Below are 22,518 nucleotides of genomic sequence, written 5' to 3' on the forward strand. Positions count from 1 at the left end.
TCCTTGAACGATGCAGGTCGTCACCATGACGGGAATGCTATCGGCTGCCGCGCCGTCGGCCCTGCGGCGAGTCCGCTCAGGCCGACGACGCAGCGAGCCTGACAGGCAATGAGGACGTTCAGGAGCTCTGCGCGGTCGCGTCGCCGCCGGCCGAGGACCCGGGCACCGAGCCGAGGGCCGGGGGCTGAGGAGCGTCACCACCGAGGGACTTGCCGATCGTCGCCTCCCAGATCCTCTTCCAGGTGCCGTCATCCTCGATCGTCTTGAGGAAGGTGTTGACGAAGGCCTGTGCCCCGGAGTCCTTGGGAAGTCCGATGCCGTAGGGGTCCTCGGCGAAGGTCTCACCGACGATCTTGACCTTGTCATTGGACAGGACCTCGCTCTTGAGCAGGGACTGGTCCACGACGTAGGCCTTGACCTGCCCGCTCTCGACGGCGGCGACGCACTTGGCCTGGGTGTCGAAGGGCTTGGCGGTGGCCTTGGGGGCGTACTTCTTCAGGGCGGCGGCCGACGAGGAGTTGGACTGGACCGCGACGTCCCCGGTGAGGGTGTCGACGCCGGTGATGTCCTTGTTATCGGCCTTGACCAGGATGGCCTGGCTGGAGGCGTAGTAGGGGCCTGCGAAGTCGATCTTCTTGGCCCGCTCCGGGGTGATCGTGTAGGTGGCGATGACGGCCTTGACCGTACCGTTGGTCAGGACGGTCTCGCGCGTCTCGGAGGTGACCTGCTGGACCTCGAGGAGGGAGCGGGCGTCGTCTCCGCCGATGATGTAGCGGGCCAGCGCCTGGGCGATGGCCGCATCGAAGCCGGAGATCTTCTTCGTCTTGGAGTCCTCCCAGGAGAAGACCTCGGAGGTTTTGGTCCCACCGGTGACGAGCTTTTTCGCCTGCTTCACGGAGGCGGCCCAGGGGGAGGCGGCCACGACGTCGGCGGCGGCCACCGGACCGGAGTTGATGGCCTTGTCGTAGTCGGCGTCGGAAGCCGACGACGAGGCGACGGCCTTGCCATCGGCGCCCGTGTCTGCGCAGGCGGCCAGGACGCCTGCCAGGGAGAGGGCGCCGGTCGTGGCCAGGAGTCCGCGGCGGGAGAGGGTGGTCATGGTGTTCCTTTCGTTCGGACGGGGAGGGGCCGTCCCAGGCGCTGGGCCTGCGGTGGTCGCCGCACTCGGGAGAGGATGCGGTTCGGGGCTCAGTGGCTGAGCACCTTGGAGAGGAAGTCGCGGGCGCGCTCGGTGCGCGGGGAGGAGAAGAACTCGGCGGGCCGGCCGGACTCAACGATCTGGCCGCCGTCCATGAAGACGACCCGGTCGGCGACCGAGCGGGCGAAGCCCATCTCGTGGGTGACGACGAGCATGGTCATACCCGAGGCCGCCAGGTCCTTGATGACGTCGAGGACCTCGTTAATCATCTCCGGGTCCAGGGCGCTGGTGGGCTCATCGAAGAGCATGAGCTTGGGGTCCATCGCCAGCGCGCGGGCGATGGCGACGCGCTGCTGCTGACCTCCGGAGAGCTGAGAAGGACGCTTGTCGGCCTGGTCCTCCAGGCCGACTCGGGCCAGCAGCTCACGGGCACGTTCCTCAGCCCGCCCCCGGGGGATGCCGCGCACCTTGATGGGCGCCAGGGTGATGTTGTCCAGGACCGTGCGGTGCGGGAAGAGGTTGAAGGACTGGAAGACCATTCCCACCTCGGCGCGCAGCTGAGCCAGGGCCCGGCCCTCCTGAGGCAGCGGGATTCCGTCGATCTCGATCTGCCCTTCCTGGATCGGCTCGAGGCGGTTGACGGTACGGCATAGGGTCGACTTGCCCGATCCGGAGGCGCCGATGACGGCGACAACCTCACCACGGTGGATGTCGAGGGAGACGTCGTCGAGAGCCTTGAAACGGCCGTAGTACTTGGTGACGTTGCTGATCCGCACCAGGACGTCATCGTCCCGGTCTGCGGCGGTCTGGTCAGGAGAGGGTGCGGATGCGGTCACGAGTACCTCGTCTCAACATGGGTATGGGAGCGTCATCTGTCTCATCGACAGCAACAGCAACACATCCGCATGCGCACTGCATTCCTCCTTGGCTTGTGTCGGCCTACACATATCAGAGAGTTCCAACCTCTCGTCAGGAAGAGTAGCACCGTCTCCAACCGGAGCGTCAACCGTCTCACAACTCCCCCGAACCTGGGACGATGCTCACACGCCATACAGAGCGCCTAACCGCGTACGCCGACCACGCGGTCGTAGTCTCATCTGCATGAGCCCCGCGAATACCACCGATCCGCGCCGCCGACTCCAGCCCGAGCAGCGTCGGGAGGAGCTGGTGAGAGTCGGCGTCGAGCTGTTCGCGGAGGGGACGCTCGACCGCACTCACGTCAACGAGATCATCAAGCGGGCCGGTGTCTCACGCACGCTCTTCTATCACTACTTCCCCTCCAAGATGGCCTTCGCCCGCGCCATCGTGGAGTACGAGATCCTTCACCTTCACGGCCTGGTCGAGCAGCAGACGGCACTGACCCTGGAAGGGGCGATCTCCACGTTCGCGGGCTACGTGAAGGCCAGGCCAGACAGCCTTCGAGCGCTTCACACCGGAGGTCTTGACCAGGACCCTGAGATCGCGGCCGCGCTGGCCACCAGCTTCGAGCGTTACGAACGCCTCGTCCTCATGCTCATGGGCATCCCCGAGCCCGACGCGCGCGCCATGTTCGCCGCCCACGTGTGGATCAGCACCATGATCTCCCTGTGCCTGGCCTGGCTGGATCACCCCGAGATCAGCCAGGAGACCATCACGAACATGTCCGCCCAGACACTGCGGAGCCTGGTGTCCCAGGCTCGCCAGGGCGCCGAGCACACCCCCGAGCCGGTGAGCGACCGCTGAGGGCGAGCACTAAGGGCGAACCGAGCCGCATCGAGACTCAGACCTTCCCCGGGGCCGCTCACACTTTCTTCCAGTATTTCGAACCCATCGTAAAAAAGGCGTTCGCGTAGGCGCGAACGTGCTACTCTCTCCCCCGGTTGTACAAGACGTACAATAGAACAACGATGAGGGCTCACCCGCACTGTGGCACCCCTCGCTCTCAGAAGGAGAGCCGATCATGCCTCAAGGCACCACTGGAGATGTGGTAGCTGTACGCCGCAGGACGTCGCGCGTCCTCTTCGCTCCGGAGACATTCAACTTCGCCGAGGTGACCCGTGCGATCGAGGTGGCCCGCCGGATGCCTTCGCACGTCGAGTGCGTCTTCGCCGGCTTCTCGCCACGTAACACTGAGTACATCAGGGCCGCGGGCTTCGAGTTCCGCCTGCTGACCCCCTACCTCAGTGAGGAGGAGGGAAGGCTGGCGCTGGACTTCGACCAGGGCCGCAGTCTGCGTCACCCGTTCACGGAGAAGATGCTCGCCCAGCGGGTGACGAGTGAGCGCGTCCTGCTGCGTTCCTTGCGTCCGGACGCCGTTGTCATCGGAGTAACTCCCAGCCAGTTTATTTCTGCGCGGGCGGAGTGCGTGCCGCTGGTTTTCGTACGGCCCTTCGCCTACTCCCTGGCGCACCTGGAAGCAGCGCGCGCCGCCGGGGCCACCGGATTCCTGCCCCGTACCTCCCCGGAGGAGTGCCTGGTCGACAACGTGGCCGCTCACGCGCTCCATGCGCTCGGGACGCGGCTCCCCCTGCCTCGTTCCTTCCATTCTGTGGCCAGGGCCAATGGCGTCTCGCTGCCCCAGGGGGTGCTCAACGGGCTCACTGCCGATCTCAATCTCATCGCTACTGCCCCGCACCTGCTGCCCGAGTGGCTGAGGATGCCTCAGGGGCACCGGGTGGTGGGGCCGGTCTACGCCCAGCTGCCCGGGGAGCTCCCCGAGTTCCTGGCCGACCTGGCCGCCGGCCCCCAGCCCCTGGTGTACTTCGCCATGGGCTCATCGGGGAACCGTGACCTCGTCCTTCACGTGCTGGCAGGCCTGGGCCGGGCGGACTGCCAGGTACTGGCTCCGGTACGTTCACACCTTCGCCAGGAGGACCTGGAGACTCTTCCACACAATATCCACGTCACTGACTGGCTTCCGGCCCACCAGCTGGGCGACGCTGTCGACCTGGCCATCACTCACGGCGGGGAGGGAACGGTACAGACCAGCTGTGTCCAGGGGTGGCCCTTCATCGGGATTCCGTTGCAGTTCGAGCAGCGTTTCAACGTGCAGCGTTGTGCGGCCTTCGGCTCGGCCAGGCTCGTGTCGCAACGGGAGACTCGCAGGACCGACTGGGCGGAGCTGGTGCGCCAGGCCCTGGCCGACGACGGCATGCGTTCACGCGCCAGGCGGATGGCCGGGCTCATGGAGGGACTCGACGGACCGGGCCGGGCCGCTGAGGCGATCTGCGAGCTGCTGTGAGTCAGCTGCGGCCAGAGTTCTGGGCCTGTGCCCGGGCGCTGGCGTAGAGGCAGACGGCTGCGGCCGCGGCGACGTTGAGGGACTCCGCCTTGCCGTAGATGGGGATGGAGACGACGGCGTCGGCTCGGCTCAGCGCCTCTGATGGCAGTCCGTGGGCCTCGTTGCCGAGCAGCCAGGCGCTGGGGGCCTCCAGGAGGGACTCGGCCTCGAAGAGGTCGAAGTCCCCGCGTCCGTCGGCGGCGAGGACGGTGAGTCCGGCGTTGTGGAGAGCGGTGACGGCGTCGTCGAGGGCAACGCCGGTGACCACGGGCAGGTGGAAGAGGCTTCCGGCGGTGGAGCGCACGACCTTCGGTGCGGTGGGGTCCACGCTGCCGCGCACGAGGACGACGGCGTCGGCGCCGGCGGCGTCGGCGGCCCGGATGATGGTGCCTGCGTTCCCGGGGTCCTGGGCCTGGGTGAGGACGGCGACGAGCCTGGCCCCCTCCAGGGCGGCGGCCAGCGCCTCGGAGCCGGTGGCCTCCTCGGTGGCCACGACGGCGAGGAGGCCCTGGGCGTCGGGGCTCATGGCGTCCATGACCTGCTGGGTGGTGACGTGCACGTAGAGCCCGGCGGCCACGGCCTCGTCCCAGATATCGCTGTGGCGCTCGAGGGCCGCCTCGGTGAGGTAGACGTCGAGCACGCGGCCGGGGGCGTGCCGGACGGCCTCGCGCACGCCCTGGGGTCCTTCGACGAGGAAGCGCCGATGCTTGGTCCGCGAGTTGCGGCGGGACAGGCCCGCCACCCGGGAGGTTCGGGCCGAGGTCGGATTGCTCAGCACCTCGTGGCCGGCGGCCGGGCCCTCACTGACGGTGCGCCGCCGCGGCCCGCGGGCATGCGGACGCTCGGCGGAGTCATCTAGAAGTTCGTCAGGGTCCTCAGATACCGCAAATTTCATAGCGACATCCTACGGGAGAGCAAGACGAAGGGCAGAACATCAACAGTATGTCGCCCCAGACCCAACAACCTTTCATCACCTCACATCGCATCAGGTGGTGACTCTACACACACCCATCACCTACCATGGCACTAGACCTCAGCTGTGATCGGCTTCCAAGTTCTTCAACTGCGCCACACCCCACTCACACCACTCCATACCAGAATGATTGACAGAGGCTCCAAACCACCACTCGACAACACGCGCTAACGCTGTCAATCAACACCTAGAATACACAGCAAACTTCAAGCCAAACGCAACATTTCGAGAATAGCAACAGGAAACACAATGTCATCGCTTGTCCCAGAAACATATTTAAATATAACGCAATACGGAGACACCAGGTGGCCTTGGAAGCTGCGCAGAACTCACCGCAAGGCAATAAAAGTTGCTGCCATACCAATCGACAACCTAAACGAGAGCAACATAAATAAAGCGAGAGAGATATCCGCCAAACTCACTACCTTCCTTAATGACGTCCGCTCAGAAAGCTGGGGAGACCTGGCTGAAATATATCAGCTTCAGCAATACCTCGACCTGCTTGGAGAGTTCCCAAAGCGAGACAGATTTGAAACACTATGCAGTGTCCTGCCCATCATGTGCGGACGATTTTTCAACGACGATCACTATAAAAAAATCCACAAAGACTCTATTCTTTCAAACTGCTTTCAAATTGTGGGGATGGAGTACCTTAAAGCCGGAGAATTCGATAACGCATTCGATGCCTTCGGATACGCTTGGGCCACAGCCAAACAAAGATTACTGGTACAGCGACTCACTCAACTCTCCGCCGCGTGCGCATACCTTTCCAAAAACCCAGAGCTTATCGAACTTGTAGACGACATGATCGAAGACGTCATACAGTACTCTGCGCACCTACAATCCTTATATCGATGCTTCCACGACCGCCTTGCCGAAAAAACATCTCCACAAGATCTTCTCGGTGATATATGCCTGCTCGGTCAAAACGATCCCCTACTTGCATTGCTAGCCGCTGAAAGAGTCATTGAAACCCTCCTAAAGCAACACCACACAGAAACTGCGGAACAGGTAGTTTCAGCACTACGAAAGCTATTTGCATCATGCGAACCCTGGGTTGAATCACTCATACTCCAGTTTGAAGCACAGATTTCTTTCGCAAAGAACGACTTTGCGTCGGCTCGCGACAACGCAAACTATGCACTCAAGCTAAGTGAATACCTGCTTTTACAGCCCTGCCTGCCGACATCCAGGAAATCGGTGTTTGAACGATACGATAAGTCTAGGACAATAGCACTTAAGAGCTATTTGGAACTGAATGACGCGAGAGGAATGGCGCAGTTTATAGAAGACCACCGTTTGAAAGTGACCGTCGATGCCAGCATTGAAGAGGTTGAGGAAGAGCCGCTAGCCGCCCCCAGAGAACCTAATTCGGATGCCGGAAACACCACTCAGAACGACGATCTTTTCGCTCCAAGCTTGATTCTGGATGTATGGCATGAAATTACTACCTGCTACTCCATGACTTCGATAAATCAAAGCGCTCATGACACCGATGAGTTGCTCGGTTTGCCATTATCATTGTCCTACGCCAGGGTAAAGTCATCTATATTCTGGGCAGCAGCATCGAACGGAATTCCTCTGGGTTGTGGCGAACTCAGCCTAACTCAAAATCGCGATCTTAGTGAAATAATCAATACCTTCGAACAATACTTCACTAAGTTACACTCCGACACAGATCAGTTTCCCGAAATCGATTTATTCCACTACCTGAGGGAATGGGGAACTCCGGAAGAGACCTGGATTACCGAAACACTAGGGACTCTTATTCCAGATTGCGTCAAGAATGTAATCTTTGGTTCTGAGACTAGAACTACGCTAACTATATCGACAGATTTCCAGATCCCCCCTTTGCCGTGGCCTATTTTTCGCATAGCTCACACAGGCGTCAGTTCGTCTTTAATTGAATCAACCGACATTCATCACTGGCTTTCAGCGAGACTTAGCTCGGCAAGCCGTAAGCACTTGCATTCTGAGTCCATACCTTTGCTTTTGGTTATAGACAATCCGGATGGTCGGTTGACGACTCAGCCTCCCCCGGAGTTTAGCGTTTCTCAGGAAATTTTTAGTGGTCCCATCTTACAGCATGGCAATAGTGTCTGGGAGTATGCAGTAAATAGTTTCGTCAACCATCCCGCTGGAGTGCTGTACTATCGAGGTCATTTAGAATCAAGAAGAAGCCCTGCTGACGCATATTTTAAGTTCCCCACACCAATAGGAACTTCCGAGAGTGACGAGTCTTCTTTCCTTGCTGTTGGTCAGTTATTCGGAAAATTCGAGGATGGCAAACCGTGGTTTCCGCTTCCGACAAGGGTCATTCTGTCGTGTTGTTCAAGCTCAGGAACGGGTCAACTTGCTGGCGAAGCAATCGGTCTAGCTGCGGCTTGCATTGAGGGAGGTGGGGCCTCTGAAGTGATTGCAACGTCAATTGACATTCTTGACGATCCATTCACATCTCGCTTCGATGGAATGCTTACGCAGGTCAGTGTAGATAGCCCCCCTCTATACAAAGGCCTCTCAATGCTACAGAATAGAGTATACTTGGACTGGAGAAACTATTCCCTCAGAGGTGGTGAACCAGAGTCGACTAGAACAGCTTGGCCCCACCCACTCATTTGGGCGATGTATCAGGCATACTAAAGCAGGAAGGATTCTCGTCGTGATTAATATTTCCATTCCCGAATCTCTCGCCGATTCCCTTATTGAACAGGGATACGCTAGACGTTCTGGAATGCAACGGGGAACATTTTCGGAGTGGCTTATTGTCGGCGCAAATGAGGCTTCGGTGTGGGTTACGCTACTCCAAACTCCTGCAGTACTTGAATACTATGCCGGACTATTGATTGGCCGCTCGAAGAAAGAAGGGGGCAGAATTGAAGTATCAGTGGATTCTCCTTCGATGTCCAAACATTTGACCTTTGAAGTAAATTCAGACGTGAAAATTGACAAACTAGTAGACGCTCTTGAAAAGCTTCTCGCGGATTAAAATACCGCCTCGAAAGCAAGTTTTTTCATTTCATTATGTGCAGTCTTGGGCAATTTTAGAACTGCGGGTTTTATTCACGTCTGTGCGGATTCTGCTCCTGGATTCAACCCTTCATTCATGATACGTGCGTGCTGTAGAGATCTGCGCGGTTTCGGTTGATACAGACTCTGTATCGAGACTTACTCTGCAAACTCTAACGTTGTGTCCGTCCCACGGTCACTTGAACACACGTGCGCCTGAAGCCACCCAACACAACATACGTGACATTTAGAGGACGTCAACAGCGGTGGCGCCACCCGATCAGGTAGCGCCACCGCTGTTGAAAGGTATCGATCAGTAGACCATCTGTCTACTGGCCAATATCAGGCCTTGGGGGCGTTGACGTCCTCGGGAAGGGCCTTGCGGGCCACCTCCACAAGGGCCTTGAAGCCCGCGGGCTCGTTGACGGCCAGCTCTGCGAGCATACGGCGGTCGATCTCCACGCCGGCCAGGCCAAGACCCTGGATGAAGCGGTTGTAGGTCAGGCCCTCGGCGCGGGCGGCAGCGTTGATGCGCTGGATCCACAGGCGACGGAAGTCGCCCTTGCGGGCGCGACGGTCGCGGAACGCGTAGACGCCGGAGTGGGTGACCTGCTCCTTGGCCTTGCGGTAGAGGCGCGAGCGCTGGCCGCGGTAGCCCGAGGCCTTCTCGAGAACGGAACGACGCTTCTTCTGGGCGTTAACAGCCCGCTTCACACGTGCCATGGTGAGACTCCTTGGTGGGTTGGGCGGTCAGCGACCGAGCAGCTTCTTGACCTGGCGGACGTCGGCCGGGGCGACCGGCTGGTCCTGGGACAGCTTGCGCTTGCGGCGGGAGGACTTGACCTCCAGCAGGTGGCGCTTGTTGGCCTGCTCGCGCATGAGCTTGCCGCTGCCGGTGACCCGGAAGCGCTTCTTGGCACCGGAGTGCGTCTTGTTCTTCGGCATGGGTAATTTCCTCTTCTCGGTCCCTGGGAGACCAGTGGTCGCCGGGACTGCGGACCCCGCTCACGGTGGCGAGGGGGTGGGTCAGTGGTGTCAGGTGAGTGTCGAGTGCACCCTCAGGCGCTCTCAGGCGTTCTCGCCGGCAGGCGCCCCGTCCGAGGCCTTGGCGCCCTTGGGCGCCCGGCCCGCATGCTTCTCGGCACGGCGGGCGGCGCGGGCCTCCTCGCGGCGGCGGCGCTGGTCGGACTTGACCTCAGCCTTCTTGCGGACCGGGGCCAGGACCATGACCATGTTGCGGCCGTCCTGACGGGGGTGGGACTCGATAGTGCCCAGCTCGGCCATCTCCTCGGCCAGGCCCTGCAGGAGCCTGATACCGAGCTCGGGCCGAGACTGCTCACGGCCGCGGAAGCGGACGATGCACTTGACCTTGTCCCCGCCCTTGAGGAATCGCTCGACGTGGCCGCGCTTGGTGGCGTAGTCGTGCTCATCGATCTTGGGGCGGAACTGGATCTCCTTGAGCTGGGTGTTTGCCTGGTTGCGTCGCGCGTCGCGCGCCTTCATGGCCGACTCGTACTTGAACTTGCCGTAGTCCATGAGCTTGCACACCGGAGGGCGGGCGTCGGGTGCCACCTCGACCAGGTCGAGATCGGCCTCCTCAGCCAGACGCAGGGCGTCCTCCACGCGGACAACGCCGACCTGCTCGCCGCTGGGGCCGACGAGACGCACTTCGGGAACGCGGATCCGTTCGTTGATACGGGGCTCGCTGATGTCGGTTCCTCACTCTGAGTCGCGGATGGTTGCGGAACGAGGAAAGGCCCCCGTTCCTGCCGCGCAGGTCGGAGGCCTCGTGATGAGCGCGATCACCGCACGGCCGTGGCCGAGCAGAGACCGCGAAGGGCTGGTCACCCTCGCATGAACCCGATTCCCGAAAGGAACCCAGGTGGGATCGCTCCGCTTGCGCACCGGGGCGAACCCCGGGTGGTCAGTGAGGGATACTACCAGGACACGGGCTCGCTCTCCCACCGTGTCCTCGCCCCTCTTGACGTGAGTCCTCCCACGTGTGAGGCCTGCGTCGAGGCGAGGCAGGTCGTCAGGAGGCCCGGCGGTTCGTGCGGACTCCCCACATGACGACGACGGCACCGGCTGCGGCCTGGATCCCGAGGAGCATCGTCGTCGGCACCGCCATACCGCTGGCGACCAGCGCCACGGTCAGTGCTCCGACGACGACGGCGTCGGGCCCTTGAGTCAGCATTTGCAGCACTCCCGGCGGCAGGGACCCCATGGGAGAGGCGACGAGCCCGGCGGCGAAGTCGGGCATCTCCCGGTACCCGGAGCGCAGCGCCGCCCCGGCCCAGGCCCAGCCGCTCACCAGGGCCAGGGCAACCACGATGGCCAGCCCATTCCAGGCGGCCGCAGCCCCAAGGGCCGCCATGGCGGGAGCCAGGCTCAGCAGGGACCAGGCGCTCATGAGGACGGCCGGCACGAGCAGGTGGCCTGCTCGCACCACCCACGGCGCCACCGGCCAGGAGGCATCAGGACCGCCGTCGAACCAGGCCTGGCGCGCCGGCTCGGCAACGGCCAGGGTCGCGATCCAGCCTCCGATGAGGTACCCGACGGCGCGCAGCGGGGCGCCGACCGCCCCGGACAGGAGCGGCAGCATCGCAATGGCCAGCCCGACCCCCATCTGCAGCAGGCGCCGGCGCTGGCGGCACAGCAGGATCCAGTCCGCCTGAGCCACTGCTATCAGCACCCCCAGCGGTCGGGGCAGTCGACTCCCGATCCGCGCCGCCCGCAGCGGTGAAGGATCGGCGGGCCGGGTGGGATCCGGGGAGAGCAGCCGCCCCAGGGCCCTGGTGTCCAACGACAGCAGCGAGACGTGCGCGCCGAAGGACCGCGCGACGACGGCCAGGAGCGCAGCATCATGCACCTGTCCCAGGCTGCCTCTGGCCCGCCGCCATCCCAGCACAGCCAGGAAGGCCAGCACGCCGGCCAGCAGGGCGACCGCCGTGTTGCCGAGCAAGGAGCGTGGGAAGGCAAGCACCACACCGGCCAGGCATGCTGCAGCCCCCGCCACGATGAGACGGCGCCGCAGCGGCTCGACATAGCGGTCAAGAATCTGGGCCTTGATGAGTTCGGTGAGGACCAGGCAGGTCCCGGCCGAAAGCAGGGCAGGCCACGCGATGGCGGCGAGCCAGCCGCCTCCGGCCGCCACCGCCGGGAGCACGCCCGCCGTGGCTCCTACGGTGGCCGCGATGAGGTACTCAACGCGGGCCACCGGCACCAGGAGACTGCCCCGGTCTCCAGGCATGGGCAGCCACCAGGCCGCCTCGTGGGGGCGCAGGAACAGTGGGCCGAGCCGGCCGAGTGAACCGACACCGACCGCCACCAGCAGCATGAGCAGCGCCAGGAGCCCCCACCCGGGGTCGAGGCCCACCGCGGCGAAGCCGCCGAGCGCACCGGCCCCAACCGCTGAACCAGGCGGGGTCACAACCATCCGACGCAGATACGGGGCCAGGATCGTCACGACGACGATGAGTGTCAGGAGTACGGAGTAGACGTCCCCCACGAGCGCCCAGACACCGTGGAGGTGCCGCCGAGTACGGCGCCGCACCCACCTGCGCAACGCGGCCCCATCGGGAAAGGTCATCGTTTCCAGCTCGGTGGAGAGGACCGGCGCCATCCGGTCACCCAGCGGCGTCATCTCAGCCCCTCCTCAATGGCGCGCACGCCGTCGTCCACGCTGAGCATCCGGGTGTCGCGTCCGACGAGGAGCACGTCGGTGGCCGCCTCCTCGACGATCTCCGGGTCGTGGGAGACCATGAGCACTCCCCCGCCGGCCTCGCGCTCCTCAACGAGGATGTCGGCCAGGAGCAGGCGGGTCACCCGGTCCAGGCGCTGCTCGGGCTCGTCGAGGACCAGCAGCCTGCGGGGCCGGACCAGGACTGACGCCAGTGCCAGTCGGCGCCGTTGCCCCGAGGAGAGCTCCTCGGGAAGGTGTCCCGCGAGTCGTCGCAGCTCCAGGTCCTCCAGCAGGTCACTGACCCGCTCGTCGGCCTCGACGACGCCGTGCCCGAAGCAGACCATTCGCAGGTGCTCGGCGACGGTCAGGGTGGGGAAGAAGGACTCCTGCCCCAGATCCGTGGCGAGGGCGGTGCGCTGGGCGCCTGAGCGGGGATCCGGGAGGTGTCCGAGTACGTGAACCTGCCCCGCCAGCGGGTGCAGTAGCCCGCAGCAGGTGCGCAGGATCGTCGACTTGCCGGCCCCGTTGACCCCGACAAGGGCCAGCACCTGGCCGGGAAGCAGATCGAAGGTCGCCGGGGCGCAGACCGGCTGGTCACCGTATCCGACACTGAGGTCGCGGGCGCTCACCAGCGGCTCACGACTCCCCGTCGGGGGCTGGGGACCGCCATTGACATCATGCCGGAAACCGGGTGTTGACGCCGGGTCTGGATGAGATGGGGCTGAGGCGGTCGACTTCGTGCTCATCGGTACTATTCCAACACACGTTATTTTCGGTGGCCTGGTCGAATCGGATGCCTTACGCTCCGCAGTCATGGATTGGAACAGCGTGAGGACCACGGACCCGAATGGCGCGTCCGACGACGATTCCGCCCTCTCCCGTGAGGCCGGGACCGACTGGAGCACCACGAGGGACCCGGGCCCCGGTCGGGTGATGGTCTCGACCCGGGATCTCGCCCAGATCCGTGGGATCGCTGAGGCCTGTGCCAGGATCGCTCAGAGAGACGAACGTCCCCAGGACGGCCAGGTTCTGCGCGATGTCGTTGCGCGCTTCGATCAGGTGGCCGGGCCGATGGAGGACCACTACGGACAGGTCGAGCAGTGGGAGGCCCTCATCCTGGGCCGCTCCTGAGATCGGGTTCCAGCCGCTCGGATCAGGCGGGAAGCGGGCACAGCTCCACAGTGTCGACGAGGTCGCCCCAGGCCGGGTTGACCATGACGTGCTGGCAGCCCTCCAGGCTGCGGGCCACGCCGGCGCGACCGCCTGCGGCGTCGATGCGGATGAAGACCCGCAGCTCGGCGCTCTCACCGGGGCCGAAGGCCACACCGGTGACTCCGTCGACCTCCTGGAGCTGGGCGCGTACCTCGGCCTGAACCGGTTCGTTGCGCCATGAGGGCACCCACTCCTCTCCCCCGGCCAGGGCCACGACGGCGGGACGCGGCAGTCGCAGGTCCCGGCTTCCGGGGTCGAGCACCCACAGCTGGTCGGTGGACAGGCAGGCGACCTGGGCCGCTCGTTGGGGCGAGACGGGCACGGGGCGCACGTCGCTGCGCCACTGGTTCATGGCCTCAGCGCTGGTGAACACCGGTAGGGCGATGTGCCCGTCGGGCAGGTTCACCGCCAGGGTCGCCGCATCCTGACAGGCGTCAGCAGTGTGCACCTCATGAGCCGGGAACTGCGGCGCACCATCGCCCGACGGGCCATGCGGCAGGCCCGCGGACTGCGCCAGACTCCCCTCCAGGCGTCCGGGAAGGGCGTGAGCGGCCACGGGAACGATCAGCCGGCCGCCGACGAGGGCCGCCCACAGCTCATCGAGGTACTGATGACGCGGCAGGTCCACGGCCTCCAGCGCCTTGCGCACCTCCGGACTGATGGAGCCGTCGTCGTCGGCGAAGGGGGCCGGTGCAGCCAGAAGACGCTCCAGCTTGGCCCGTGCGGCCACGGCCGCCGCCACCTGGGGGTCCTGCGGGGGCTCGGCTGTCGAGTCGCCGACCGGCGCATGCGCTGGTGCGGGAACTGCTTGCTGATTCTGCGCTGACTGGCTCACGGCCCTCACGGTAGCGCCTTTGACGTCCCCCTGTCCCTGACGCCGGTGAGCATGCCGGCGATGCGGGAACCGGGGCGCCAGAGGCCCGGAGTAGTCAGGAACGAGCCTTTGAGGGCTGCCTCTTGTCCTCGTCACCGGCAACGGCCAGGGCCTCCTGGAGGGTGAAGTTGCCGTTGTAGAGTGCCTTGCCGACGATCGCGCCCTCCAGTCCCAGTGGCACCAGGCGACGCAGCGCGACCAGGTCGTCGAGGTGGGCGATACCTCCGGAGGCGACCACCGGGGCGGGGCTGCGCTGGCAGACCTCGGTGAGGAGCTCCGTGTTGGGGCCGCTCAGCGTGCCGTCCCGCGTGACGTCAGTGACGACGTAGCGCGCGCATCCTGCGGCGTTGAGCCGCTCGAGGGTCTCCCACAGGTCTCCGCCCTCCTTGGTCCAGCCGCGGGCCGCCAGGGTGGAGCCGCGCACGTCGAGGCCGACCGCGATCTTCTCCCCGTGCTCGGCGATGACCCGTTCGGTCCACTCGGGGTCCTCCAGCGCCGCCGTGCCCAGGTTGACCCGGGCGGCGCCGGCTGCCAGGGCCCGGGCCAGTGAGGCGTCATCACGGATGCCCCCGGACAGCTCCACCTTGATGCCGACCTCGCCGACGATGCGCGCGAGCAGCTCATGGTTGGAGCCGCGCCCGAAGGCGGCGTCGAGGTCCACCAGGTGGATCCATTCGGCCCCGGCGCGCACCCAGTCCCGGGCGGCGTCGACGGGGCTGCCGTAGTCCGTCTCTGAGCCGACCTCTCCCTGAAGGAGGCGGACGGCCTTGCCATCGGCGACGTCGACGGCGGGAAGTAGAGTGAGCATGTGTTTCTCCTGCAGTGGTCGTGGGATGGCTCGGGTGGGGCTCAGAGGGTCGTCAACCAGTTGCGCAGCAGCTGGGCCCCTGCGTCACCGGACTTCTCGGGGTGGAACTGCGTGGCGCTCAGGGAACCGTTCTCTACGGCGGCGATGAAGTCGTGGCCGTGAGTGGCCCACGTGACCTGCGGCGGGCGGGTGGGACCGGGGCCGAGCAGCTCGGCGGGGTCCTGGGTGGCCGCATAGGAGTGGACGAAATAGAAGCGCTCCTCGGCGACGCCGTCGAACAGGACGGAGCCCGAGGGAGGGCGGACCAGACTCCACCCCATATGCGGAACGACGTCGGCTCTCAAGTGGGACACGGTGCCGGGCCACTGCCCCAGCCCCTCCTCCGCGGTCCCGTGCTCGTCGGAGCGCTCGAACATGACCTGCATGCCCACGCAGATTCCCAGGACCGGCCGCCCACCGGCCAGGCGCCGCTCGATGAGACGGGGGGCATCGACCTTCCGCAGCTGCCTCATGACCGCGCCGAAGGCACCCACCCCGGGGACCACGAGCCCATCGGCCTCGGTGACATCGTCCGGTTCGCAGGAGAAGGTCACCTGCGCTCCGACGCGTTCCAGAGCACGCATCGCTGAGCGGACATTGCCGGATCCGTAGGACAGGAGGGTGACGCGCGGCGCTTGCATGTGACACACCCTACCGTCCCGGTAGATCGTTCTGAGTATCCTCCACACTCTGAAACGCCCTGTGACGTGCGCAGAACCAGCACCGGCTGCACAGCCGCAACAACCTGGAGCGGCGGTTCGGGACGCGTCGCGCTGATCGTGGCCTCGCGCGGGGACAGTGAGAAGGCCGGGGCAAATGTGCGATCCCGAATCCGGGTCGTCGGCTTCCTTTCACGAATCACCCAAGATGGGCGAGTATTCATCCGTGAGCATGCAGTTCCCCTCCGGCCAGGCCTCTGCGCCGCCTTGGCCGGCACCCCCGTCCCCACCGCATTCGCAGGCAGCCTCGCCCCACTCCCCCGCAGCGGCCGAGGCAGGTTCGGGCGGCTCCAGCGGATCGCGCAGCGCTGCGCCGTTCTCCATTCCCGGAGTGCGGATCACCTCAGTGCTGGGGCGCGGTGGCTTCGCGACGGTCTATGCCGGGGTTCAGGACTCCCTGGAGCGTCCGGTCGCCGTCAAGGTGGACTCCCGCCCCTTGGATGATCCCCGCAATGAGCGGCGGTTCATGCGTGAGGTGCAGGCAGCCTCGAGGATCTCGGGGCATCCTCACGTGGTCTCGCTGGTCGACACCGGCAAGCTGCCCGATCTGCGCCCCTACCTGGTCATGGAGCTGTGCGCGGGCGGCAGCCTCTATGACCTCGTCTCGCGCGGGCCGACCCCCGCCTCCGACGCCGTGGCCCTCGTGGAGGCCGCTGCCTCGGCCCTGGGGGCCGCCCATGCGGCCGGCGTCATGCACCGGGACGTCAAGCCCGCCAACATCCTTCTGGACTCCTACGGCTCTCCCCGGCTGTCGGACTTCGGTATCGCCGCTGTCCAACGCGAGGGTCAGGACCCCACCGTGACCCTGGAGTGCCTCACCCCCGACTTCGCCGCGCCGGAGGCCTTCATGCTGGCCAGCCCCGGCCCCGAGGGGGACGTGTGGTCCATGGGTGCGGTGCTCTTCGCCCTGCTGACGGGCCGAGGCCCCCGGCGCGGTCCCGACGGCGTGCAGCGCAGCCTGCCGGAGATCGTCCGTTCCCTCGACAACCCCCTCAACCTCACCGACCCGAACGTCCCTGAGCTCCTGCTGCCGATCCTGAGCAAGGCGATGGATCCGGATCCCACGCACCGCTTCCGCAACGGTACGGAGCTCACGGAGGCCCTGGGGCAGATCCGTGAGGCTCTGGGGACGGGAAACCTGGCCGTCCGCGGGCCGGTGACCTCGTTGCGGCTGGTTGAGGCCGGGCTGGCACCGCCTCCGCGCAGTGAAGAGGCGGGCTCACCCAGTTCCTACGCTCCCAGCAGTGCATCGCAGTGGGCGCCATCGGACTCCGTCTTCCCGGTCCGCCCGACCGGCTCCTCGGGGTCCGCCGCCTCGGCGCCCTCCATCGTCTCAGGCGGGCTGGATCGCTCCGACAAGGCGCTGCTGAACGCGCCCGTGTCAGCACAGCGGAGTCAGTCGCTGCGACTCTCCGGCCGAGAACGTCGGCGGATCACGCTGCGCTCCGCAGCGGTCGGCGCGGTTGCCGGCCTGGTCGTCGGTCTGGGCGCAGGGTGGGTGGCGGGTGCCCGTCTGGCTCCTGCGGCCAGTGCCACCGGCCCGTCAGGAGCCGTGTCTCAGCCCTCGTCGTCGGGTCAGGACAACGCCTCGACCCCACCGTACCCGGTGGGTACCTGCCTGGCGGGCACCACCTCGATCTCGGGCCAGACCACGGCCAGGAAGGTCAGCTGCAACGAGCCCCATTCCTGGGAGGTCTACCAGGTGGGGACCCTGGCGGAAAGCACCTCGGGTTCCAGTGATGACGACCTGGCGGCCGATCCCAACGTGCAGGCCACCTGTACCGCGCAGGCCGCCCAGCAGTACGGGGCCGCCGATCCGAGCACATCGGTACTGGGGCCGGGGGAGGCCGGCTGGAACGCCGGGAAGCGGGGCTTCTCCTGCATCGCCTCCGACAAGGACGGGCAGCGGACGAGCTCCTACGCCGGCTAGGAGCCGCCCGCCCCTGGTCGGCGGCGGGCGGCGCGTGCCGGTGTGGTCACTGCGGGGGACGGCGCAGGCCGCGTCCGAACCAGCGCATCGCCCGGGGCGCCTGGATCTCGGAGGACTTCACCGCTCCGGGGACGTCGTCGGCGTCGATGACTCCCAGGAGGACGTCCTCGACGACCTGGTCCATGGAGGCCAGCAGGAGCCCCGCCGAGGCCTCCTCGCCGGGCTGGCCGTTGGTGAAGTGGCGGGCGGTGATCGTCCCGGACAGGCCGGACTCGATACCGACGTCGGTGGCCAGGTCAGCGGTCATGAGGACGGCGCCGGCCCGGGACAGGCGGGAGAGCTGGGCGGCCAGCTCCGCGGCCTCGGCCGGCTCGGAGTCGGAGCCACCGAGCAGCTCGGCCACGTCCCAGTCCGAATGGGCGGAGACGAACTGCTTGACCGCGAAGGCCCCGCTGGAGGAGGGCACCACGGTGCAGTCAAGGTCCAGCAGGGAGCACATTCCGGCCAGGCCGTCGGCCCGGTTCAGCGGAGTCATGACGACGGCGACCTTGACCGCCCGGGGAGGCTGGTCCTCGGACTGATCGGGCACGTAGGAGCTCAGGGATTCGGCCGCGGCGGCGATCTGCGCCTCCTGGGCATCGGTGAGCCGGGAGCGGTCGGAGTCCTCCGTTGTCTCGTCTCCCCCGTTCAGGGGACGGTAGGTGTTGTGGGGGACGTCGTCGGGCCTGACATCTGCCGGTCCGCTCTCCCCCGCGGAGCCGGTCGATACGGAGCCGCCCTCCACCGGGGTCTGCCGGCCCGGCTCACTGCCGGCCTCCTGAACAGCCCCCAGGTCCTCGGCTGAGAGGTCGTCGGGGATCTCTACGTCGCCCATGAGGGCGGCGAACTCGGCGTCCAGATCGCGCTGGTGGTCCTGGTGGTCGTCGCGGCTCTCGTCGGGTCGGGGGGTCTGGTCCATCACAGGCTTCCCTTCGTCGATGGGATGGTCTCGACACGGGGATCGTCCTCCACGGCTGCGCGCAGGGCACGGGCCAGGGCCTTGAACTCGGCCTCGGCGATGTGGTGGGGATCGCGCCCGGACAGGACCCGCACGTGCAGGCAGATGCCGGCATGGTAGGCGATGGCCTCCAGCACGTGGCGCACCATGGAACCGGTGAAGTGACCCCCGATGAGGTGGTGGACGAAGGCCTCCGACTCCCCCTCGTGCACCAGGTAGGGGCGTCCGGAGATGTCGACGACGGCATGAGCCAGAGCCTCATCCAGGGGAACGCTGGCCTCGCCGAAACGGCGGATGCCGCGCTTGTCCCCCAGGGCGACGCGCAGGGCCTCACCGATGCAGATGGCGGTGTCCTCCACGGTGTGGTGCACGTCGATCTCGGTGTCACCGGTGGCGCGCACCGTCAGATCGATGAGTGAGTGGCGCCCCAGCGCGGTGAGCATGTGGTCGTAGAAGGGAACGGTGGTGGAGATGTCGGTCTGGCCCGTGCCATCGAGGTTGATCTCGACGACGACGCTCGACTCGCTCGTGGCTCGCTCAATGCGCGCGGTACGGCTCATAGGTGCTTCCTCAGCATCGGGTGTCGTGCTTTTCCTGCACAGTGGTTGACAGGTATCTCAATCGATAGCAACCCTACCGGTCCCAGGCGCCGATCGCTGCCGGCATCCCTCTCACCTGCCGATGGCTGAGGTCAGGGCGGCGCGCAGGCGTGCCATCTCCTCCGGCGTTCCGATGCTGGCCCGCAGGAAGCCCTCGGGGCCGACGACACGGATGAGGACCCCGGCGTCGAGCAGGGCCTGCCAGACAGCCTCCCGGTCGGGGAAGGGTCCGAACAGGACGAAGTTGGCGTCCGATTCGTGCGCGCTCAGGCCCTGGGTGCGCAGCCAGTCCACGAAGGCATCGCGCTCATCGCGCAGGGAGGCCACCTGAGCCATGAGCTCATCGCGGTGGGACAGGGCGGCCAGGGCGGCGGCCTGGGTGACGGCGGAGAGGTGGTAGGGCAGGCGCACCACGCGCAGGGCGTCTACCAGCGCGCGGTCGGCGGCCAGGTAGCCCAGGCGCAGGCCGGCCGCTCCGAAGGCCTTGGACATGGTGCGGGTGACGGCCAGGTGCGGGTTGTCCGGCCCCACCAGCTCCAGGGCGCTAGGTACGCCCGGGCGGCGGAACTCGGCGTAGGCCTCATCGATGACGACGACGCAGTCGCTGGCCCGGGCGGGCGAGCCGATCTCGGCTCCGAGCATGGGGCCGTGGCCGCGGGCGACCTCAAGGATCCGCTTGATGTCCTCCAGCGGCAGGGCAGTTCCGGTCGGGTTGTTGGGGCTGGCCAGGATGACGACGGCCGGCCGCAGCTCCTTGATCGCGTTCACTGCGCCATCCACGTCGAGGGCGAAGTCCTTGCGGCGCGGTCGGGTGGCGTAGTCGGTCAGTGTGTTGCGGGCGTACTCGGGGTACATCGAGTAGGTGGGGGTGAAGCTCAGGCAGGTGCGCCCGGGGCCGCCGAAGGCCTGGAGCACGTGGAGCATGACTTCGTTGGAGCCGTTGGCCGCCCAGATCTGCTCAGGCGCCAGGTGCGCGCCGGACTCGACCTCGAGATAGTCCGCGAGCGCGGCCCGCAGCCGGGGGAAGTCCCGCTCCGGGTAGCGGTTGAGTCCCTGGGCGGCCTGAGCCACGGCGGTGGCGATCGACTCGATGACCGCGGCCGAGGGCGGGTAGGGGTTCTCGTTGACGTTCAGTCTCACGGGGACGTCGATCTCGGGGGCCCCGTAGGGGGCCTCGCCCTCCAGGTCCGGTCTCAGGGGCAGGTTCGCGTTCACGCCTGGAGTCTACGGCTCGGTCCGCTCCAGCGGTTGGCCCGCCCATCCGGTGGTACTGCGGCGCCGAGGGCGGCGGTCGCAGTGTCCTGCTGGCGGCGTTGTCAGTGCGGATCGCTGGTGAGCATGATCTCCTGGTAGTCGAGGCGGTTCAGGGCGTGCTCCAGGGAGTCGGCCGAGTAGAGGCCTTCGTCGCCGGCGTCGAGAAGGGCCTCGCGCTGGGCTCGGATCATGTCCAGGGCGCGTTCTCGCATGGGGGCGAGCTCGTCGTGGCGCCAGGTGGGGTCGGCCCAGGCCTTGGCAACGGCTGCTGGCGAGACGATGACGTCTTTGCCCTGCCTGCGTACGAGGCCGTGCTGCTCAGTGGTGGGGCCGAGGCTCTCGTTGTTCTCTGGGTCGGGGGCGGTTTGTGAGACCTTGTCCAGGCCGGGAGCGCTCGTCGCCGTATGTGTGTCCGAGGCGTCGGGGTCTGCGGCGCCGGTGAGCACTGTGGGGGCGGCCTGTTGGGAGGCGCCGTGAGTGTCGATAGAGGCAACGTCGCGGGCGGCGTTGACCAGCAGCGAGATGACCGCGGCCTTCTCCTCCTCGTCGGCGGGCCCGGCCATGGCGGGTCTGGCGACGCAGACCAGGGCGGGCAGCGTGAGTCCTTGGATCGTCAGTGAGCCGGCGGCCACGAGCATGGCCACCAGGAGGAGGAAGGAGTAGTGCGGCGTTGTGACTGGCAGGGTCTGGGCGGCTGCCAGGGTGATGGCGCCGCGCATGCCCGCCCAGACGATGACGGCGCCTTCGCGTCTGCCCAGGGGCTCGGCTGCGAAGTAATCCAGGTCGGCGCCCCGGCGTCTGACTCGACTGGAGAGGCTGCGTGCACGCCGAGCGATGCTCTCGTGGTTGGTCGCCTGGCGGAGCTTGCGCTGGACCTGTGCGAAGGGGCGCCGGTCCCAGGGGACCGGGGGCATCTCGGACTCTCCGCGCACGATGGCCGAGCAGCGGTTCTGGAACTGGTGGATGGCCTCCTCGTTCTCCTGCCAGTGAATCGCCCAGCGCGCGGTCCGGTGGCTGAGGAGCTTGAGCATGGGTGCCACCACGAGCGCCCGGATGACGACCGTCAGCGCGCCGGCGACGACAGCGACCGCGATAGCCCGGACAATACCGAGAGCTGAGGCACCGACCTTCTCCACGACGCCGAAGAACTCCAGCCCCATGACCAGGAAGATGAGTCCTTCCAAGGTGAGTTCGACGGTGTGCCAGTTGGTGCGTGAGGCCACCCGGTGGGCCGGCGGCAGCATCCGGGGACCGCGGTGGCCGGTGATGAGCCCGGCGACGACGGCTGCCACGAGACCCGAGCCGTGCATGTGCTCGGCCGGGAGCGCCGCGAGGAAGGGGACGGTGAAGGACACCACCGTGTCCACGGTGGGGTCGGTGATGTGGGAGCGCACCCGCAGGCTCGCCTCGCCGACGAGCCACCCCACCCCCAGGGCCACGAGGACCGCCAGGGCGAAACCGCCCAGGACGCCTCCGACACTCACTCCGCCGGAGGTGGCCGCGGAGACGGCGGAGGACAGGACCACCAGGGCGGTGGCGTCGTTGAGCAGCCCCTCCCCCTCCAGGACGGTGATGATGCGTTGGGAGACTCCCAGCCGGCGGGCGATGGAGATGGCCACGGCGTCGGTGGGGCTGAGGATCGCCCCCATGGCGATGGCCCAGGCCAGGGAGAGCCCCGGAATCAGGAGGGTGAGGACCGCGCCGATCACCGCGGCGGACAGGGGCACCAGCAGGATGGCCAGCACCGCCACCGGGGCGAGCTCGCGGCGGAAATTGATGGTGGAGATGCTCACCGCGGTGGAGAACAGCAGCGGAGGGAGGATCCCCTCCAGGACCACCTGGGGGTCCAGCTCGATCGCCGGGATGAAGGGCAGGAAGCCCACCGCCGTGCCGCCCGCCAGGAGGATCAGCGCCGGGGCGACACCGATGCGGTCGCTGAGCTGAGAGGCCGCCGCGATGGCCAAAGTGCCCAGCACGGCGATGATGAGGAGGTCCATGGGCCAAGGGTATCCAAGTGCATCGGCGATG

At 66.2% G+C, this 22,518-nt stretch carries 21 protein-coding genes; 6 read left to right on the plus strand and 15 right to left on the minus strand.

Annotated features, from left to right (window positions below):
• Positions 1-118: 118 nt before the first annotated feature.
• Both FK267_RS03105 and FK267_RS03110 read right to left on the minus strand, forming a co-directional pair.
• Positions 119-1,099, minus strand: coding sequence for a glutamate ABC transporter substrate-binding protein (locus tag FK267_RS03105; RefSeq protein WP_075378293.1), 981 nt, complete (start codon positions 1,097-1,099; stop codon positions 119-121).
• A gap of 89 nt (positions 1,100-1,188) precedes the next feature.
• Positions 1,189-1,974 (minus strand): amino acid ABC transporter ATP-binding protein, encoded by a 786-nt coding sequence (locus tag FK267_RS03110; RefSeq protein WP_003786219.1) that lies wholly within the window; start codon positions 1,972-1,974, stop codon positions 1,189-1,191.
• 265 nt (positions 1,975-2,239) lie between these two features.
• Between FK267_RS03110 and FK267_RS03115 the strand changes: the two genes are divergently transcribed.
• Positions 2,240-2,860 carry a TetR/AcrR family transcriptional regulator gene (locus FK267_RS03115; RefSeq protein WP_141406292.1) on the plus strand — a complete coding sequence of 207 codons (621 nt, stop codon included), beginning with the start codon at positions 2,240-2,242 and terminating at the stop codon, positions 2,858-2,860.
• A gap of 217 nt (positions 2,861-3,077) precedes the next feature.
• A complete protein-coding gene (locus FK267_RS03120; RefSeq protein WP_141406293.1) occupies positions 3,078-4,358 on the plus strand; it encodes a glycosyltransferase in 1,281 nt (426 codons plus the stop codon).
• Position 4,359: 1 nt separating this feature from the next.
• On the opposite strand, the gene FK267_RS03125 is transcribed toward FK267_RS03120, so the two are convergent.
• The gene (locus tag FK267_RS03125) at positions 4,360-5,292 is read right to left on the minus strand and encodes a TrmH family RNA methyltransferase (protein WP_075374056.1); all 933 of its coding nucleotides are present in this window, start codon (positions 5,290-5,292) and stop codon (positions 4,360-4,362) included.
• 327 nt (positions 5,293-5,619) lie between these two features.
• Between FK267_RS03125 and FK267_RS03130 the strand changes: the two genes are divergently transcribed.
• On the plus strand, positions 5,620-8,010 hold the full coding sequence (locus tag FK267_RS03130) for a CHAT domain-containing protein (protein WP_141406294.1): 2,391 nt from the start codon (positions 5,620-5,622) through the stop codon (positions 8,008-8,010).
• Positions 8,011-8,029: 19 nt separating this feature from the next.
• A complete protein-coding gene (locus FK267_RS03135; protein ID WP_141406295.1) occupies positions 8,030-8,356 on the plus strand; it encodes a hypothetical protein in 327 nt (108 codons plus the stop codon).
• Between the two features lie 362 nt (positions 8,357-8,718).
• Here FK267_RS03135 and rplT read toward each other — a convergent pair whose 3' ends face one another.
• From rplT to FK267_RS03160, 5 genes are all read right to left on the minus strand, one after another.
• Positions 8,719-9,099, minus strand: a complete 381-nt coding sequence (gene rplT, locus FK267_RS03140) for a 50S ribosomal protein L20 (RefSeq protein WP_003786223.1) — start codon at positions 9,097-9,099, stop codon at positions 8,719-8,721.
• 27 nt (positions 9,100-9,126) lie between these two features.
• Positions 9,127-9,321 carry a 50S ribosomal protein L35 gene (rpmI, locus tag FK267_RS03145; protein WP_003780493.1) on the minus strand — a complete coding sequence of 65 codons (195 nt, stop codon included), beginning with the start codon at positions 9,319-9,321 and terminating at the stop codon, positions 9,127-9,129.
• Between the two features lie 123 nt (positions 9,322-9,444).
• A complete protein-coding gene (infC, locus tag FK267_RS03150) occupies positions 9,445-10,044 on the minus strand; it encodes a translation initiation factor IF-3 (RefSeq protein ID WP_070511231.1) in 600 nt (199 codons plus the stop codon).
• A 364-nt stretch (positions 10,045-10,408) separates the two neighbouring features.
• The gene (locus FK267_RS03155) at positions 10,409-12,019 is read right to left on the minus strand and encodes a DUF6297 family protein (RefSeq protein WP_141406296.1); all 1,611 of its coding nucleotides are present in this window, start codon (positions 12,017-12,019) and stop codon (positions 10,409-10,411) included.
• Positions 12,016-12,804, minus strand: a complete 789-nt coding sequence (locus tag FK267_RS03160; protein WP_198498144.1) for an ABC transporter ATP-binding protein — start codon at positions 12,802-12,804, stop codon at positions 12,016-12,018. The genes FK267_RS03155 and FK267_RS03160 overlap by 4 nt, the downstream gene beginning before the upstream one ends.
• Positions 12,805-12,886: 82 nt before the next feature.
• On the opposite strand from FK267_RS03160, the gene FK267_RS03165 reads away from it, so the two are divergent.
• Entirely contained in the window at positions 12,887-13,189 is a 303-nt protein-coding gene (locus FK267_RS03165) for a hypothetical protein (RefSeq protein WP_232622563.1), read from the plus strand.
• 22 nt (positions 13,190-13,211) lie between these two features.
• Here the strand turns inward: FK267_RS03165 and FK267_RS03170 are convergent, their stop codons facing one another.
• The 3 genes from FK267_RS03170 to hisH all read right to left on the minus strand — a co-directional run bounded on the left by FK267_RS03170 (position 13,212) and on the right by hisH (position 15,632).
• Positions 13,212-14,114: an SseB family protein gene (locus FK267_RS03170; RefSeq protein WP_198498143.1), complete on the minus strand. Its 903-nt coding sequence runs from the start codon at positions 14,112-14,114 to the stop codon at positions 13,212-13,214.
• Between the two features lie 85 nt (positions 14,115-14,199).
• Complete coding sequence (priA, locus tag FK267_RS03175; RefSeq protein WP_009406038.1) at positions 14,200-14,952, minus strand: bifunctional 1-(5-phosphoribosyl)-5-((5-phosphoribosylamino)methylideneamino)imidazole-4-carboxamide isomerase/phosphoribosylanthranilate isomerase PriA; 753 nt, start codon at positions 14,950-14,952, stop codon at positions 14,200-14,202.
• Positions 14,953-14,993: 41 nt separating this feature from the next.
• Positions 14,994-15,632, minus strand: coding sequence for an imidazole glycerol phosphate synthase subunit HisH (hisH, locus tag FK267_RS03180; RefSeq protein ID WP_075378302.1), 639 nt, complete (start codon positions 15,630-15,632; stop codon positions 14,994-14,996).
• Positions 15,633-16,056: 424 nt separating this feature from the next.
• On the opposite strand from hisH, the gene FK267_RS03185 reads away from it, so the two are divergent.
• Positions 16,057-17,640 (plus strand): serine/threonine-protein kinase, encoded by a 1,584-nt coding sequence (locus tag FK267_RS03185; RefSeq protein ID WP_141406357.1) that lies wholly within the window; start codon positions 16,057-16,059, stop codon positions 17,638-17,640.
• Positions 17,641-17,686: 46 nt separating this feature from the next.
• On the opposite strand, the gene FK267_RS03190 is transcribed toward FK267_RS03185, so the two are convergent.
• The 4 genes from FK267_RS03190 to FK267_RS03205 all read right to left on the minus strand — a co-directional run bounded on the left by FK267_RS03190 (position 17,687) and on the right by FK267_RS03205 (position 22,487).
• Complete coding sequence (locus FK267_RS03190) at positions 17,687-18,598, minus strand: hypothetical protein (protein ID WP_198498142.1); 912 nt, start codon at positions 18,596-18,598, stop codon at positions 17,687-17,689.
• A complete protein-coding gene (gene hisB, locus FK267_RS03195) occupies positions 18,598-19,197 on the minus strand; it encodes an imidazoleglycerol-phosphate dehydratase HisB (protein ID WP_003786233.1) in 600 nt (199 codons plus the stop codon). Before hisB ends, FK267_RS03190 begins: the two co-directional genes overlap by 1 nt.
• A 111-nt stretch (positions 19,198-19,308) precedes the next feature.
• On the minus strand, positions 19,309-20,451 hold the full coding sequence (locus tag FK267_RS03200) for a histidinol-phosphate transaminase (protein ID WP_141406300.1): 1,143 nt from the start codon (positions 20,449-20,451) through the stop codon (positions 19,309-19,311).
• Between the two features lie 101 nt (positions 20,452-20,552).
• The gene (locus tag FK267_RS03205) at positions 20,553-22,487 is read right to left on the minus strand and encodes a cation:proton antiporter (RefSeq protein WP_141406301.1); all 1,935 of its coding nucleotides are present in this window, start codon (positions 22,485-22,487) and stop codon (positions 20,553-20,555) included.
• Positions 22,488-22,518 lie beyond the last annotated feature (31 nt).

The organism is Actinomyces oris, assembly GCF_006546825.1.
GTDB classification, from domain to species: domain Bacteria; phylum Actinomycetota; class Actinomycetes; order Actinomycetales; family Actinomycetaceae; genus Actinomyces; species Actinomyces oris.